This window comes from Tatumella sp. JGM118, assembly GCF_018257515.1.
Taxonomy (GTDB): domain Bacteria; phylum Pseudomonadota; class Gammaproteobacteria; order Enterobacterales; family Enterobacteriaceae; genus Tatumella; species Tatumella terrea.
In genome coordinates, this window is the sequence record NZ_JAERJR010000012.1 from 12,439 (window position 1) to 30,146 (window position 17,708).

Consider the following 17,708-nt stretch of genomic DNA (forward strand, 5'->3'; position numbering starts at 1 on the left):
AGATCACGGACAGGTAAAACGCCTCAGCAGAGTCATCAGTGATTCCCCGTGAAAAACCAGCCCGGCAATCTGCAACGTCGCTGCGGAGCTGCCATCACCGGTACCGAAATCGGCCGCGACCTCCCCCGTCAGCGTGATCCGCAATTGCTGCGCACTGTCCAGCCAGCGAAACAACGCCCAGGGACCGGTAAAGCGGCGGGTTCGGGTTTCACCGGTTCTGGCTGAGGTCAGGCTCAGGGTCACCGACGGGTCAGATTCTGTGGCAGGCCAGTGGATAGCGGTCTGCCTGACCGGCCCATGGCTATAGGTCAGCCGCTGTGACGCCGTACGTAATTCAAGGCGGCTGATGCCCGGAGACAACCAGGGAACCGAAATCTTCAGGGGAAGCGACAGTTGCGCCGCCCCGCCCGGGAAAAATGCCTGTCTGATCTGCCGTGCATTGCTGAACATTTCCAGGCTCCGGTTCTCACTGTCTGCCGGGGCTGTCCCCGTAAAATGCCAGGCGGGTTCTGTCACCACCGTTTTTCCGGCAAGATGCTGATTAAAATAGGCTCCGGCACTCTCTTCCCCGCTAAAGAAGCGGTTAAAATCTTCCCCGCTGACTTCCCGGGCGGTCTGAATAAAGGGATACCTGCCTGCCAGAATCTTTCGGCAATACGCGACCGGACCCGCCGCAATACCCGCCGCCGTCCGCGCCGTTGCCGTCTGACGATTAACGGCGGCTATCTGCTCCAGCAATGGCTGCACGATATTGCTGACCGGTAACGGCCAGGCTGACGAACGGGTCAGCAGTTCCGCGATAAATTCAGTGACGGCTTGCGCAGAGGCTTTTTCGCTTTCTGCCTGCTGAGCACTCAACAGAATCTGTAACTCTTCCAGCTGTGCCCGGAGCTGACACAACGGGGTCTCCGTCTGACAATTCTCCGCAGCAGGGGTCGCCTCACCGCCTGCCCGGACAAAATAACGCAACGACTTAAACCGGTTATCCACCTGCCGGCGGAGCACAGACTGGCGATCGTCGTTATAGGCCTTCAGCCCTTGCCGGACCCCGGCGATACCGGCAGTTACCGGACTTTTTTCACTGCCGGCTTCCGGAGAGTCCGCCAGTGTGGTTTCTGCCACACTCCTCTGTAACAGGGTAAACAACGGCGAGTCGATGGACGCCAGTTGCCCCAGCCGGTCGGGCAGCTGCCGGTAACCCGGCCGCGAGGCATGCCCTGCCAGCACCGATGGACGCAGACGTATTTCAGCCAGATAGTGCTGCCAGGTGCGGGCATATTCCGACAGATAACGGTCCATCACCGCATGATATAACCGGATGGTCGCCGGGGTTCGCAGTTGCGATGCCGGGTCCGGATGCTCCTGTTCTGTAACCTGCCCCATGACTGCCTTGTCCTCACGTGCCAGGGAAGTGACCTGTAGCAGAATTTTTTTTTTGACCTGCTGATAGCCTGCCCGTGTAAAAAGTCCGGGTATGACCGGTACCGGGGCTTCTGCCTGTAGTGAAAACAATGGCTGACTGCTGTCCCCGGCCATCTGCCGGAGATCCAGTGGCGGAGGCTCATCGGCGGACAATCCCTTTTTCAGGCGCAGATAGAGACGCGCCGGTGCGTCTTCGCGGCCCAGAAAATCCCTGGCGCGGCGGATCAACGCCTCATCCGCCGGTTCTCTGAGTAGTGTCTGTGGCAGACGGAAGAGCTGTGTCAGATGCGGGATCACGGAAATATCGGCAGGGGCGGCGGAAAGTGGTGCTGCCTCCGGCCATAAGCCGGAAAGGTCACGGGTCAGGAAAGGGACATCCGCCGGGATAATGCCATAGAGCATCAGATAACGCCGGAGACTGACATAAACGGTATCGTAGGAGCGTTCAGCCAGCGCCAGCGTTAACTGGCGTGCAGCATACTGACGAAGAAACGGCAGTAAGGTTTTTTGTAGCATCTCACGGTAAAGTGCCTGCGAAACTTCAGCGACCCGATGACCGGTGAAAAGCCCGTATCGCCAGTTCAGCCCCGGATCCGCCAGATCCAGCCCCGGGGCATCCGGCAGGTGACGGAAGCCGGCCAGTAACGGCGGCAGTTCCGCAGGACGCGCCGACGGCTGCAGATGCATAAAGCGTTCCTGTGCTTCCCGAAGCGCGGCTGTTTTACCGCTGACCGCCTGTAAATAACCGGTATTATTCTGATAGCTACGGTACAGCCCATAAGAGATCACCATCAGTAACAACAGCAATGCACTGTGTTTCAGCCAGTGCCGGATGACAGGGCCGGAAAACGTCAGTGAGGTTTTGGCCGCCAGAGACTGGTCCCTGATAATCAGTTCACAAAACAACTGATGTAAAAAGCAGGGATGTCCGGGGCCCTGCCGGCGGGGGGGCGCTGCCTCTGCCTCTGCCTCTGCGGCGGGCGGGCTCACATAACCGGCCCACTGGCGGATAACGGTTAGCGGGTTAGTAAACTGCCGGGTGTCCCCGGGATAACAGCTGGTGAGATAGATCCCCCGCAGTGCAGAACCGTTGCCGGTATCGTCATAGCGGGACGGGAAAAAGAGCGTTTGCAGAAACTGTCGCAGATTCTGTACCAGTACCGAGAGATCACCCGGAAAGCCGTACATCTTTTTGCGATCAGCGGGATCATACTCTTTTAGCAGACGGACATTAATTTCTGATTCAATCCGCTGAACCAGCGAAACCAGCTGCTGCTCCGCCTGCTGGCTGACCAGTGATTCTCCGGCCCCGGCAGGGAAACTGATCCCCCAGATATCCTGTTGTTCCTGCCGGGAAAGCCCGCGAAAATATTCAGCAAATCCGCACAGATAATCCAGTTGCGTCACCACCAGATAGACCGGAAAAAACTGATCATGGATCCGGCGTAATTCGCTCAGCCGGTGACGTAATGTTGCGGCAAGCCGCTCCCGGGTATCCTGGTCCGTTGCCGTCAGTTCCTGCGCCGAAACCATCAGTAAAACACCGTTGATGGCGACACCCGGCCGACTGGCTTTTAACGCATTCTGCAGCGTCAGCCATTCAGCCTGGCTGCTCTGTGCCGCGCTGACATATTTCCCGTCAGTATCAAGATAGACCGCATCATTGGCCAGCCAGCAACGGCAGAGTTCCGGGTGACCGGCGCTGACCGACAAGGGTTCCATGGTTTCGGTTAACGGGAAATGCTGACCACACAGACTGACAGCCGTCGTTTTACCGGCGCCCTGGCTGCCAAGCAGGAGATACCAGGGGATCATCTCCTGCCGGCGTATCAGCCCTGTCAGTCTGCCCCTGCGGGAAGCGGCCTTCGTTCTCTGCTGCAACTCCTGGTTCACCTGTCGGAACATCGCATCTATCCCGTCAGAGACCTCTGCCGCTTCGGCAATCCCCTGCTCTGCCGCCGGACGGCGAAAATACCCCCGGCGGCGAAGCCAGAGAACAACGCAATAACACAACCAGACCACCAGCATCAGGCCGGTAAGCAGTAGCCGTGTCGTAACCCCGGAGAGAAAAAATCCCTCCCCGAAAGAGAGACAAGGTCCCGTAACCCAAAGCAACACTATCCCGGTGACCAGCACCGTCAGTGATCCATGCCAGCGGGCCAGGGAGGTAATAAACAGGAAAATAATAAACAGGATCGCCAGCAACCGCGGTAACACATCGGCCAGCGGCCGTGCATCACCGAACCCGATCTTTGGCCCCGTGAACCAGATGACTGCCATCAAAACGCCGGCAATGACCAGGCGCAGTAGCAGCAGAATATTATCACGCGATACCAGACGACGGAGAAAAGACATATTATATCTCATTAATAAGTCACGAAAAATTCAACACGACGGTTCACGGCCCTGCCGGCTGCGGTCGCATTACTGGCGACCGGTTGCCCTTCTCCCATCCCCTGTACCGACACCCTGTCCGCCGGAATGCCCGACACTGTCAGTACATCGGCAACCGCTCGCGCACGAAGGGAAGAAAGCATCGTGTTATCTTTGATAGTCCCCTGACGAACGGGGAGGGAATCGGTATGCCCGATAACCCGAACCGAGCCGTTCACCTGCCGGATTTGTGTTGCGACTCTGCGGATGACCTCTGTCATCGCCGGAGAGACACGGGCAGAACCGGACTCAAAAGTATGATCACCACTGAGCACCACATGGCTCTGCTGATCATCTTCATTGACCGTGAGTAACCGCTGTTGTATTTCCGGCTGCAATAACTGACCGAGCCGTAAACGGGGGAAAGGCAATAAATCGGCGGTTTTCACCGGATAAAGCGCATGGATCGCCGCCAGCAGCGGCTGTCTGGCTACGAATAACCGGTAACTGTCATTCAGCCAGCTCACCGCCAGGATAACTCCGGAGATAATCAGCGTGGTACGCAATGGCAGAGACCAGCGCCAACGGTAAGGCGGCGGATATTCCGGTAAGATCGCCATGATGGCCGGCAACGCCTGCTGCCGGCGATGACTCTGTAACAGCGTAAGCAGCCGCTGACGTATCCTGATCAGTTGCCGCTCACCGTCCTGCTGAACACTGTAACGACCTTCAAACCCCAGGCCGAGTATGCGCAATAAAATCCCGATAACATCCATATACTCCGCAGGACTCATGGATATCCGGCCAATCAGCAGGAAAAATTTAGTACCGCCATCGTTATCATTTTCAAAGTAATTCAACAGATTGTTTTGGGACCAGCCGGTTTCTGTCCCCCAGTTCGTACTGTGCGCGGCTTCATCCAGCGCCGTGCAGAGGCAATAACGGACGATGGCCATTTTTTTCCAGGGAATATTCACCTCATCGCAGAGCATCGTGAAGTAATTGATTTCACGCATCAGGATCTCCCGCAGGGGAGCGGCATGCCGGAGATCGCTCAGCTCCTGCGGCATTTGGCTGATTGCCCGCAACAGGGGTTTTGCGGCTTCCAGTAACGGATCGCTGGCGGCTTTTACTCCCGGGATACGCGAGCGGACATGCTGCGGATCGGCATCAAACACGGCTGCGATTTGTTCGTGCTGCAGCGGCACATGCTGATATTCCGGGTCGCCGGGCGGGATAGCCTCCTCGCTCTCCCAGACATCTCTGTTATCCAGCAAAAAATCGCCCCATCCCTCTTCTGCCTCTGAGGCCGCTGGCTGTGCGGGCACTTCCTGTGCCTTCTCTGGTTTCATGAGGTTCGTATCCCCCAAAGTTCCATCTTCATGGCCGGAAAGTCACCCGCGATATGTAAAGACAGCGACCCGGATTCCGCTATCGCCCGCCAGAAATCGCCTTTTCTCTGCAGTTCAAAATAGACATAGTCTGCCCGGTAAGGGATCTGACGGGGGGGCACGGGTAATGCCTGAATCAGCAACCCCGGCAGGTGTGATCGCACCAGCTCGTGAAGGTGCTGTGGTGCACTGATTTTGACCCGCGAGAAAAACTGATGCTGTAACACATCCGGGGCCAGCCGGGCATGTACCGCAAGAACAATACCTGTAAACGCATTCAGTTCAGCCGGCAACACGGATGCCACCCAGATACCGTGACCCTTGGCATGCAACGGAATTATCTCTCCCGCCCTGACCAGAATCTGATTAAGCAGGTCATGGACCTGATCCACCAGCGGACGTAACGAGCTATAAAGGCTGGCATGATCATAATCGGGGGCCGGCGAAGGCCGGCGGACTTTCGTTTCCACAAAGGTCGATGCCTCCGCCGCCAGCCGGGCGAGTACCTGATAAACGTCGACCGGCGGGGTTTGCGGTGTATTGCGCAGATGCTCCAGGATCACCTGATATTTATTGAATATCTGCAATAACAGATAATCCATGACACTGGCGTTATCTTCGGGTTTTCCGTCGCTGGCGATCAGTCGTCCGGCAAGTAAGCCGGCGCGAATCTTCACTAACCCGCTGAGATGATTAAGCCATTCGCAGATCAACGCATTCGCCCCGTAACAGCTGACCGGGGGGATGTAGTCGTCCGTATGCAGTAATACACTGCCGTCCGGACGAAGTGCTTTGACTTTTGCACAAGGCAACCCAATCCAGGCTCCGGTCATTCCGCTATCGGGGAGTAATTTCAGCCGCAGCCGCGCCAGCTGAACAGGCTTCCTTCCCTGCCGGATAGCATTACTGTCCGTCAGCTCCGTATCCACGGCAGAAAAACGCGCCAGAGAATCCGGGCTGCCGCTATCGAAGATGGTTTCATCGCTGTTATCCAGCCTGAGTGGCACCGCCAGAAAGATAGTCTTACCGCTGTGCTCCGGCAGGAGCGTCAGAGGCGCTGGGATCCCGGCATGGCCGGGCATATCAAAGGGTGTACCATCAGGAAAAACACCACTGGCACTGCGTAAGACCAGCTTGCCGTAAGTCAGTGCTTCACTGTCTATCTCATAGCGTGAAAATCCCCAGAAATAGAGGCCAGGGGCAGACGCCCGCTGATGGATAAAATACTCCAGATAGCGTTCCTGCTGCTGAAATATCTGGGGGCGTAAAAACAGCCCCTCACTCCAGACCACTTTGTTGGTTTTCATGATTTATTCCGTTTCCGTCAGAGTCAGCCCCAGCCGGTGAACTCTGGCATACAGGGTGTTATCCCGGGAGGTAAACAGCTTTTTCCACCAGGGAAGTGCATCACGCTGCGGGAGCGGCTGTACCGATTTCCACTGCGCGTGATCAATGTCACGAAATTCACCGGTGACGCCAATGGCCCGGGTGTCTGCCATGACCGGTAGTGTCAGGCACCGGCTTTCCCCCGGCTGAAATACCGCACTGAATATACGTTTTGCACCGTTGTTTTCCCCGAAGTCCCGCAACTCAGTTATCTCACTGTCGATAATCCCGGGGAGGCTCATACGATAGATTGCAATATTTACCGGAGCCGGTTCACCGTAGCGGTTCGGGTTAACATCTTTATCGACCCGGATATCCAGCAATAACGGAGATCGTTTTTTTTCGGGTAATGAAGAACTGCAGCCCACCGCGAAAAAAATGAAACACAATGACAACAGCCGAAGGCTGCGATAAATAGCTGCTCTGTTTTTCACCTGACGGAAATTCTTTACTCTGCCATTTAAAATAACCGTTTTTATTTTCATCGCTTCCCTGCCCCCGGCTATCAGCCGCACCCCGGGTGAAATCTCCCGGGCCAGGCTGAATATTCAGCCTGGCTGATCAATTAACTGCGCTGATTGGCCTTGATATCGTAACTGGCAGAAATAATGCCGGATTTATTCCCTTCAGCACTCTGCATAACATAGTCCTGTGTGAAGCCGGAGAACGAGAAAGCAACCACTTCACGGGGGCGGACATCTTCATTACTGCATCCGGAAACCCCGACCTGCGTAATAATGACATCCGTGAATTTAATATTCAGATATTCCAGCGGTTCTCCCCCCGCTTTACGGACGACAAACTTAATTTCCTTAATATGTTTTCCTGAAAGGCAATAACTTAATAAATTGGTACTCGCCTTATCCAGATAATGTTCAAACCTGAAATCACTGACTGTCGCCTTCCCGGCGCCGCCGCCGGAACCGGCATGCATATTGGAATGCTGGAGGCTTTCCCAGCTCCAGTTAAGCACTTCAATTTCATTTTTATGAGAAGCATCCAGTGATTCACCTTCGATGCCATCGATTTTAATAAACATATCCTGAGCCATAATAATCCTTATTTATCGCTGTTAGAGATACACGTTACCGGTCAGGTAACGTCATTACGTTTCCAGACGACGTCCTGATTACCGCTGTCGTCTTTGGTACTCTTCCTGTGGTCATTTCCCGCAGGGGGAATCACATTTATTCAGGCAACATCTTTGACGGACGGTAATTTAGCGACCATCCGTAAAGACACCGTCAGTCCTTCAAGCTGAAAATGAGGCCGTAAAAAAAACTTCGCCTGGTAGTAACCGGGATTTCCTTCAACATCTTCCACCAGCACTTCGGCATCGGCTAAAGGCCGGCGTGCCTTGGTTTCTTCTGATGAATTTGCCGGGTCACCATCCACATAGTTCATGATCCAGTCATTCAGCCACTTTTGCATATCCTCACGCGCTTTAAAGGCCCCGATTTTGTCGCGGACGATACATTTCAGATAATGCGCGAAGCGGGAACAGGCAAACAGATAAGGCAAACGCGCAGAAAGATTAGCGTTCGCTGTCGCATCGGCGTCGTAATATTCCGCAGGTTTCTGCAGGGACTGAGCACCGATAAAGGCGGCATAATCGGTATTTTTACGGTGGATCAGGGGAATAAATCCGTTTTTAGCCAGTTCGGCTTCCCGGCGATCAGAAATAGCGATTTCGGTAGGGCATTTAATATCGACACCGCCATCATCCGTAGGAAAGGTATGACAGGGCAGTTTTTCCACCACCCCGCCACTTTCCACGCCACGGATCATCGTGCACCAGCCGTAATTTTTAAAAGAACGGTTGATATTCACGGCCATCGAATATGCAGCGTTTGCCCAGACATAGCGACTGTGATCTGCGCCTTCGGTATCCTCTTCAAAGCTGAAGGCATCCACCGGATTGGTGCGTATCCCGTAAGGAAGGCGCGCCAGAAAACGGGGCATAGTCAGACCAATATAGCGCGAGTCTTCAGACTGGCGCAGGGCATTCCAGGCGGCATATTCCAGATTACGGGTAAATATCCGGGTCAGATCCCGCGGGTTCGCCAGCTCCTGCCAGCTTTCCATTTGTAACACCGAGGGCGACGCACCGGTAATAAAGGGCACATGGGCGGATGCGGCGATTCTGCCAATAGAGGATAACAGGTCAACATCCGGCGCGGAGTGGTCAAAATAGTAATCTGCGACCAGACACCCGTAAGGTTCTCCCCCTAACTGTCCGTACTCCTCCTCATAAATTTGTTTAAACAGCGGGCTTTGATCCCAGGCGATACCTTTATAGCGTTTGATGTTACGTCTCAATTCCTGCTTCGAAATATCCATAAAACGCAGTTTGAGCTTCTCATCCGTTTCCGTGTGGGTGACCAGATAATGCAGGCCACGCCATGCACTTTCCAGCGCCTGGAATTCAGGATGATGCAGAATTAAATTAATCTGTTCAGTCAGTTTGCGGTCAATCTCTGCAATCAGTGCTGAGATATTCTTATAGGCATCCTCGGCGATAGTGACCGAACTTTGCAGAGCCTGTTCTGCCAGTGTTTTTACGGCATTTTCTACCGCAGCCCGCGTCTGGTCTGACCTTGGACGGAACTCTTTGGATAATAATGCATTAAAATCACTTTGCCGGATGTCCGTTTTCCCCGGCTGCGTTTTCTGCTGTTGGGTATCCATTATTATGACCTCTCATCCCTGATACTTTCATTCATCCCCGGTCACGGCATCTGTGCATACCGAATCCTGCCGGGGAGCCTTCGCTAAGCTATTCAGCAGCGCTTTATCCTGCAGCACCTGCATGACCAGACCTTCTGCGCCCGCCTTGCCATCCATATACGTTTGCAGATTCGCCAGTTGCGTCCGCGCCTCCAGTAGCTGCGATAGCGCATCCACTTTGCGGGCAATGGCATCGGGCGAGAAATCGTCCATGCACCCGAAGGTCATATTGACCATCAGTTGCCCGTCACGGGTCAGCGTATCCGGGACCGCAAAGGCAACGCCTGGCTGCATTGCCTGCATTCGTTCATCAAAATTATCGATGTCAATATCCAGGAATTTACGCTCAGTCACCGGAGGTAAAGGCTCTTTCGTTTTACCGGATAAATCCGCCATTACCCCCATGACAAACGGCAACTCTATTTTTTTTTCATTCCCATAGATTTCAACGTCGTATTCAATCTGTACCCGCGGGGCCCGGTTCCTTGCAATAAACTTCTGAGAATTATCCTTAGGCATAAGCATACTCACCTTCAGTTGGACGAGAATAGACAGGAGAGCAATGCCGGCTGACGGCACTGAACGCCTGTCCGGTTAATGGTAATCGACGGTAATACCGGCAATGGCATGGACTTTTCCGGCCGTCACCGGGCCTGCATTTCCTGAAAAATAACTTACGTAAAACTGATGAGTGACCGGGGTATTTGCAAACCATATCCGGTATTGCTGAGCCGTATTCCGGTCATCAATCATTATCTGACTGCCATCTTCCTTACGGATCCGCAACTGTACATTGCGGCTATAGTCATTGCCGGTCTGATTAAGCAAATTCCCGGTAGCAGTATCTGCCGGGGAATAATCACTCCCGAAAAGCAGATTCACGGTCGTGAACCCCGGGCACTCTGCCAGTGTCACGGTAAATCCGGTTTTCCCCCCTTCCCCGCCACTGTTATTCAGCGCCGTGGTGGTGAGCCTTGGTAAGGTGACCGCTTCATTATTTCCGCTTCCGTTGATTCTGATTTCACAGGTCTCCGTCACATACTCCCCGGTGAAATTTACGGTGATCGGATACTCGCCGGCAGATGCAGTGGCCGGTATCAGCAGCCCCAGTAACGTCATCGCGCACTGTGTTATGCCGGCCCCCCTACGTATTAAGACTTGCATATGACCTCCGCACGGATCACCGCACTGCTGCCCGATAATGCGATATCTTGCGCCAGCGCTTTGTCTGCCGGAATGGTACAGGTGGTGCTTCCGGTCCGGACTGACATCGCTTCGGTCCCTATACTCCAGCCACGAATAAATGCCATACCGGCCTGCCCGACAATGCCGGCCATCTCTCCGGAGGCGTTAGTCAGTTCGCTGCCTATCGGCAGATAATTACCGCCCGGGGCGCGGATGATCAGTAATACCGGCTTGCCGGATTGGGTTTTCATCTTCACCGCGACGGCGGCCCCCGAGCGGGGAATAATGACCTGCTCATTCTGCAGAATATCCACCGTATCCGGCAGACCTTTACTGTCGACAGACACCGTATTCTCACGGTAAGGCGTCAGTGACGGCACAATGGCATATCCGCGACTATCGACCCGGGCCCCGTATCCATTCAATAGCCTTGCCCCCGTAGCCCCGGGAACATTGACTATCGCAAAAGGTGACTCTCCCAGAGGCGGTCCCATCGTCAGGCCGCCCCGGTGCGCCACCAGGCTGCCGTTCGCGGTCGCAGAGAACTGGCGCGACTGATTGCCGATGGCCAGCGTTGAACCAAATTGCCCCATATCGGAATAGTGGTTCATGTTGCCGTTCAGCGAATAACTGGTACCGCCCCCGCGGGTTCGACTGGTGCTGGTTCCGAGGCCATAACTCAGCGCGGAACGCTCACCGCGACTGCCGTTCGCATTAGTGATAAGTGAGGTATTCCCGTTATTGTCCCGGCTCATCATCATGCTCATGGAAGTGAACAGCGGTTTATCGGTGATGTTATAGCGGCGGCTTAGCGGAATGGTGAGCGACAGGGAATAACTGTTAATATTTTTCCCGATAGCGTTATAGCTTCTGCTGATCCCCGCAGACCAGGAGAACAGCCGCTGCGATTTACTGAAATAGAGCGAATACTGGGAAGACGCATTACGGTTATTCCAGTACTGATAGAAATTGCCGGCCAGTACCAGACGACTGTCCCCCGGCAATGTCTGGGCAAGGTTGACCGAGAGCCGCTGACGGGTACGGTAATCAATAAGGTAGTAGTCGCGGCCCATGCCATAACGTTCTGCGGCAGCATCACGCAGGGAATAAAAGCCTTTTGAGGAATAGCGATACGCTACCATCGAGATATTTGTGGCGGAATACTCAAGGTACTTACTGAACCCGACATTAAAACTATTGCCTGTCGAAATTCGGCTGTCTTTCAGCCGGCTTCGGGCGCGGGTGATATCCACCGAAATCCCGCCGACCCGGGTGTTAAAAGACTGCCCGATAGCCAGCGAGAGATAATTTTCTGAAAACTGGCCGCCACCATACAGTGTATAAAAGTTGTTCATTCCGTACTGATAAAAGCCGGTCGCCATCAGCGGGTTTTTCTTCATGCTGCTCTCATTCATCTCACCCACCGACACCGAGTAACGGGAGATTCCGGCATGTAATAACATCGGGGGGGCGGAGTACGGGATCACCTGGCTGCGCTGTTGGCCATCTGCCTCGATAATTGTCATCTGTAAATCACCGCCATACCCCATCGCACCGATGCTGTTCAGCTCAAAGGGCCCCGGCGGTACCGTGGTTTCATAGATCAGTTGCCCGTGCTGAGTCACCTGTACCCGGGCATTGCTCTCCGCTATCCCCTGAATGACCGGATTGTACTGACGAAGACTTTCCGGCAGCATCCGGTCATCAGAGGCGAGTTGTACGCCGCGAATATTGAGGCTATCGAACAGATCCCCGCTGGTGACCGTTTCCCCGAGCGTCACCTGGCTTTTCATCCGTGGTATATCATGACGGGCATAGGTATACAGATTGCGGGAACCGGGGGCTTCGCTGCCGGAGAAATAGCTGCTGCTGCGGTTACGTAACTGCCAGCCAAACAGATTAATTCCGGTCAGTAACCCCAGATTCGCGCTGATGGCATGGCCGACACCGTTTGAATAGGCCCTGGAAAACTGCTGGGTATAGACATTCGCGGTGTAATCCAGAAACATTGCCGGAACACCGCTGTCCCAGCTCGCCGGGTTGGTATAGCCGGGTAACTGACTGACCAGATATAATTGCGGCACAAAGAGATCAAGTTCAAAGTCGGCTGGATCATAGCGGGTACTGGCGCCGTCTATCCATTGTGGTAACGCATTACATTGCTCACCATCTGGTGCGAAGTCAGTCCCCCGGTATTTCATCACCGGCGGCCGGATACCAAACTGTTCCAGCTGAGCCGCACTGAAACAGGGTTCGGCGATATCACGGCCAGGCACGGCCACGAAAAGAACATCATATTTTCCGCGGATTTTACCGTTTACCCGCACCTTTACCGCCGCCTGTCCCGGGGGAACCGGGTTTCCGGCAGCAAACCGTTTCACATCCACGGCGCTACCGTGAATAAATGCGCTATTGAATACGACCGGTGAGGCGCTGTCCGGCGCGAAAGGACGGTCAGAGAGCTCTGCAGAGAAGGCTGCCGAAGCCGGTAGTATGAGTAAACTGCTGCTGAAAACCAGCATCCCGAATCTGACGGGATACCCGCCATGGTCGCGCAATCCGGCGCTCAAAGTGATTATTTTCAACTCTCTGACTCCCTTCAGTTATTTGATCCTGTTCAGCGCGTTACGCTGTGGTCTCCGCCATCAGGACTCATCTCCGGCTGACTGACTCAGTACCCAGCCTTTATTCTGCTGATACACCACTTTCTCAGTCACTGTGCTGCCGTAATCATTAAGGACATTAAACCGGATACTACTCAGCTGAGCGGGTAATCCCTGCGCGCCCTCCGTGGCCAACGACGCAGAGGAGTACGGTGCCAGCATTTGCGGTACCAGCGGATAGGTTCGCTTACCGTCTTTTGCCATCACGGATTCAAAAGAAAAGTAATACGGGGTGGGGTTTTCTATTTTTACGTATTTTTTATAGGGTTCTGTTTGCCAGCGTAATGCTGAAACATAATCGGTACTATTTCCTGTTAATGCTGCCGGCCGATAAAATATTTTTATCCGGGTACGAAAAGCCAGCTCCAGCCGATCTCTGTTTTTATCGTCATCATTAACCGTGGGTATTTCCAGTAAATTAAACCAGTAAACGGATTCCCGGTCGGCGGGTAATTCCATCCCGTTATATATCAGCCGGACACTTTGTCCTTTCCCGGGGTCAATCCGGTAAACCGGAGGTGTTACCGTAAACGGTACCTGCATGGTGTTAATATCAGTATTCTTACTACCGTCATCGACCCAGACCTGTACCAGTACGGGAGAACTCCCTTTATTATTGGTACGAATACTTTTTTCCCGCTCAGCCGCGGGAAAGATAACCCGTGTACCGGCGATGGTGACACCTGCGCTGGCGGGCGCTGGCAGCCACAATAACCCGGCGATCATCATCACGAGGGGCGAGAGTACTTCCCTGTAACATCTCATAGAATAAACCATTCAAAGTGGTGGAATAACAGGGGCAGCTTTCGCTCCCCCGCGGTCATTAACTGCCAATAACGGCATTAAGGATAAGAAAGCGTATACACCACATGCGCCGTGACTTTCCCCGCCGTCGTTACTCCGGTGGCATAATAGCCGCCGGCATAGGTCATGCTGGCCTGTCCGCCAACAATATCCACTGCGTTTCCGGTATCTCCCGGACGAAGATGGGTATGATCCGAATTAAACAAACGCACCTCGACATTCGTCGCGGCTTCTTTACCTCCGCCGGTGGCCTGATAATCATTTTTCAGGTTCCAGGTACTGTAGTTAATCCCGGAGGAACCAATCGGCTCGAAGTGGGCCGCTACTTTTTTAAAGGAAGCGGGACAGTCCTTCACTTTAATATCAAAGTTTTTAATGCCGCCCTGGCTTCCGGCACCCGACATCGACTGAGTCGATATTGTCGGTAAAGTGACAATCAGATTGTCATTTTCAATCGTACAGGTCTCCCCCACCAGTTCCCCATCGAACGTGACCATGCCTTGTCCGGGGTTCAGGGTATCTGCGGCTGAAGCAGATAATGTGAAAGACGATGCGAACAACGCCAGTAAGGCGATCGATACTTTATTTTTTTGCATAAAAATCCCTATTTTTGTCACGTAATTACCCTTCAGGTAGAAATTTCCCTCTTCATATTTTTCACTGAATTTCGTGCTTATAGCTCAACCTCCTTGTTTTCCGGATAATCAACCACCAGCGCTACCCCCTGTTCAGCGGTATAGCTCAAAAAAAGTGTCTCTTGTTGATCCCTGCTGTTTTGAGGACGGGATAAAAGATATGTGGCAATAACAGGGAGAATCTCTTTCCCGATCACATGAATGATCTCCCGGGCGCCGGACGTTACCGACTGACAGCGTTCAATAATGAAACTGACGATGTCATCACTGTATTTCAGTGCCAGTGACTGCTGCTCCAGCCGGGTAATCACTTTAGAAAGTTGCATTCGGACAATGACGTCCAGTGATGTTCTGCACAGAGAGAAATAAGGCACGACATTGACCCTGCCAAGAAATGCAGCAGGAAACGTTTTCAGCAATAAGGCATGGAGTCGCGGAAGCAGCGTCGCATTTTCCGGCAGTGCAGACGCGTCAGAATCATTGACTGTCAGCAATTCGCTACCGATATTACTGGTAAGCAGGATAAGGGTATGCCGGAAATCGATACGACGTCCTTCCGCATCTTCCAGGGTCCCTTTATCAAAAATGCGGAAAAATAATTCATGGACATCCGGATGTGCTTTTTCAACTTCATCCAGTAACACCACACTGTAGGGCTTGCGGCGTACCGCTTCGGTCAGAATGCCGCCTTCACCGTAGCCGACATATCCGGGCGGTGATCCCTTAAGGGTCGACACGGTATGGGCTTCCTGGAATTCGCTCATATTAATCGTGATCAGATTAGGCTCTCCCCCGTAAAGCAATTCAGCGAGTGCCAGCGCCGTTTCCGTTTTACCGGTACCGGAAGGCCCGGTAAGGAAGAAAACCCCTGTCGGCCGCTCCGGGTCGGATAAGCCTGCCCTGGCGGTCCTGACAGACTGACAAATCTGCTCAAGCGCGCGGGGTTGCCCCGTTACCCGGGCAGCCAGCAGTGCCGGGAGTTCCCGTACCGCACTTAAATCATCCTTCATCACCCGCCCGGTCGGGATACCGGTCCATTGCGCGATAATTTCAGCAATCACCGTCGCATCGACCTGAGCCCGGACCAACGGTGGCTGCTCCCCCTGCTGCTCCAGTCTGTACTGTAACTCTTGCAGTTGTTGCTGAAGCTCCTGAACCTTTGTTTCCGGCAGATCGGGTTGCAGTCGTTGTTCTCTGAGCGCATAGATTTCCGTCAGCAATTCACACGCCTGATGCCAGCGATTTTCCAGACGTTCCGACGCGTGCTGCGCATGTTCGAGAGCGGCTTCAATGTCACTTCTTCGCTGCGGACTGGCTTTACCAAAGCAAAGTGATTTATCCAGCAAAGCCAGTTCACTGACCGAAGCCCGGATACTGGCACGGAGCTGCTGCAGCTTCACGGGAGGAGTGTATCTGGCGATGGCCACACGGGCGCAGGCCGTATCCAACAGGCTGATCGCTTTATCGGGTAACTGCCTGGTCGGAATATAGCGATGCGATAACCGCACCGCTGCCTGTAATGCCTCATCCAGGATCCAGACCTGATGATGCTGTTCCAGAGCGGGTAACAGACCACGTAACATCTGTACCGATAAAGATTCGGAGGGTTCATCTATTTGTACCACCTGAAATCTGCGGGTCAATGCAGGGTCTTTTTCGATATGACGTTTAAATTCACTCCAGGTCGTCGCTCCGAGGGTACGGATCTCTCCCCTCGCCAGCATCGGTTTCATCAGGTTCGCCGCATCACCGGTCCCCGCGTCTCCGCCGGCACCGACCAGGGTATGAAACTCATCGATAAACAGGATCACCGCAGGTACTGCCCTGGCCGCCGATTCCAGGACGGATTTCAGCCGGGATTCGAATTCACCTTTCATCCCTGCGCCGGCTGTCAGTGCCACGATATCCAGCGCCAGCAGACGGACGTTCGCCAGGGCCGGCGGTACGGCACCGTCGGCAATGGCCAGCGCCAGGCCTTCAGCCACCGCCGTTTTACCCACCCCGGCATCCCCGGTAAGTAACGGGTTGTTCTGACGGCGACGCAGCAGAATATCAATAAGGGTCGTAATTTCACGGTCTCTGCCGGTGACCGGGTCAATTTTCCCCGCCCTCGCCTGTGCCGTCAGATCGGTGGTGTAGGTCGCCAGCGCATTTTCTGCCCCGGGGCGGAGGCCGGTGAAGGCCGTATCCGCATTTTCCGACGCGGTACTCTCCGCCGGGAACAGGTTTTCCTGCTCTGCCGAATCGCGGGTCAGCGCGGCCGGCAGACGGCTGAGATCCTCCGCCGACAGGACACGGAACTCCGGAGATAACGATAATAGTGCACGGCGCAGTTCAGGATGACTCAGCAGGGCAATCAGAAGATGAAGACTGCGTATACGCGTCACAGGACAGGGCCCGAGACTGGCGATGATCCATGCTTTTTCAATAGCCAGCTCAATAAGATAGGAAAAATCGGTGACCTCACTCGCCCCACGCGGCAGGCGTGCGGCCTGTGCCATCAGATCTTCTTCCAGTTTCGCCCTGTCCAGCGGGTAGTGACGAAGAATATATTGTAAATCACAGCGCTCTTCCTGAAGCAGTGTGATCAGCCAGTGGACCAGCTCAACATAAGGGTTCCCCTTCAGACGACAGAGCTCTGTCCCGCTTTCAATACTTCGGGATAATACGTCGTTAAGTTTATCGAATAAGGTTCTTCTGACGATCATAAATGTTATCGCACCCAAAAATAACAGACTCACCATAAAGACGGGGACAAAAATAACCTCCCCCTGCCATCATGTTCGGGATAGTAGCCAAAAAAAGAATCAGTTAACAACGCCGTGCCTGGCAGTTATATAAAAATAAGAAAACAGCCTGATACATAATCCTAAAAAACAAAAACAGAGGAGAGGAGTGTTTTATTCCTGGCGAGAATCGATAATATCTCCGGGTGTTGTAATAACAGAGAAATGAATTCATCAATATCATTATTATCACTATTTAAATTAATTAATCACCTGACGATAAGGTGCTAAAAAGATAAGGTGTAATAAAGAAAAAAGGCGATAAAGAATAGCTTTACTCTGTGTCCCCCGCGACAGCCCGGGGTGGAGAAAACCGCGATAGTCTGTCAGCAGACG

Annotated in this window: 12 protein-coding genes; all 12 read right to left on the reverse strand. The window is 53.7% G+C overall.

The window, feature by feature from the left end; translation table 11 throughout:
• Positions 1–3: 3 nt before the first annotated feature.
• Positions 4–3,777: a type VI secretion system membrane subunit TssM gene (tssM, locus tag JK223_RS11670; protein ID WP_212714352.1), complete on the reverse strand. Its 3,774-nt coding sequence runs from the start codon at positions 3,775–3,777 to the stop codon at positions 4–6.
• Positions 3,778–3,788: 11 nt separating this feature from the next.
• Positions 3,789–5,147: a type VI secretion system protein TssL, long form gene (tssL, locus tag JK223_RS11675; protein WP_212714353.1), complete on the reverse strand. Its 1,359-nt coding sequence runs from the start codon at positions 5,145–5,147 to the stop codon at positions 3,789–3,791.
• A complete protein-coding gene (tssK, locus tag JK223_RS11680; protein ID WP_212714354.1) occupies positions 5,144–6,493 on the reverse strand; it encodes a type VI secretion system baseplate subunit TssK in 1,350 nt (449 codons plus the stop codon). Before tssK ends, tssL begins: the two co-directional genes overlap by 4 nt.
• Before the next feature lie 3 nt (positions 6,494–6,496).
• Positions 6,497–7,006, reverse strand: coding sequence for a type VI secretion system lipoprotein TssJ (tssJ, locus tag JK223_RS11685; RefSeq protein WP_212714355.1), 510 nt, complete (start codon positions 7,004–7,006; stop codon positions 6,497–6,499).
• A gap of 131 nt (positions 7,007–7,137) precedes the next feature.
• Entirely contained in the window at positions 7,138–7,623 is a 486-nt protein-coding gene (locus JK223_RS11690) for an Hcp family type VI secretion system effector (RefSeq protein ID WP_212714356.1), read from the reverse strand.
• 140 nt (positions 7,624–7,763) lie between these two features.
• Positions 7,764–9,260 (reverse strand): type VI secretion system contractile sheath large subunit, encoded by a 1,497-nt coding sequence (gene tssC / locus JK223_RS11695; protein ID WP_212714357.1) that lies wholly within the window; start codon positions 9,258–9,260, stop codon positions 7,764–7,766.
• A 27-nt stretch (positions 9,261–9,287) separates the two neighbouring features.
• The gene (tssB, locus tag JK223_RS11700; RefSeq protein ID WP_249213598.1) at positions 9,288–9,824 is read right to left on the reverse strand and encodes a type VI secretion system contractile sheath small subunit; all 537 of its coding nucleotides are present in this window, start codon (positions 9,822–9,824) and stop codon (positions 9,288–9,290) included.
• A 69-nt stretch (positions 9,825–9,893) separates the two neighbouring features.
• Positions 9,894–10,463 carry a fimbrial protein gene (locus tag JK223_RS11705; RefSeq protein ID WP_212714359.1) on the reverse strand — a complete coding sequence of 190 codons (570 nt, stop codon included), beginning with the start codon at positions 10,461–10,463 and terminating at the stop codon, positions 9,894–9,896.
• Positions 10,451–13,069, reverse strand: coding sequence for a fimbria/pilus outer membrane usher protein (locus JK223_RS11710; RefSeq protein WP_212714360.1), 2,619 nt, complete (start codon positions 13,067–13,069; stop codon positions 10,451–10,453). The genes JK223_RS11705 and JK223_RS11710 overlap by 13 nt, the downstream gene beginning before the upstream one ends.
• A 60-nt stretch (positions 13,070–13,129) precedes the next feature.
• On the reverse strand, positions 13,130–13,912 hold the full coding sequence (locus JK223_RS11715) for a molecular chaperone (protein WP_249213599.1): 783 nt from the start codon (positions 13,910–13,912) through the stop codon (positions 13,130–13,132).
• 77 nt (positions 13,913–13,989) lie between these two features.
• Entirely contained in the window at positions 13,990–14,547 is a 558-nt protein-coding gene (locus JK223_RS11720) for a fimbrial protein (protein ID WP_212714361.1), read from the reverse strand.
• Positions 14,548–14,624: 77 nt separating this feature from the next.
• Positions 14,625–17,294, reverse strand: a complete 2,670-nt coding sequence (tssH, locus tag JK223_RS11725) for a type VI secretion system ATPase TssH (protein WP_249213600.1) — start codon at positions 17,292–17,294, stop codon at positions 14,625–14,627.
• Positions 17,295–17,708: the final 414 nt, after the last annotated feature.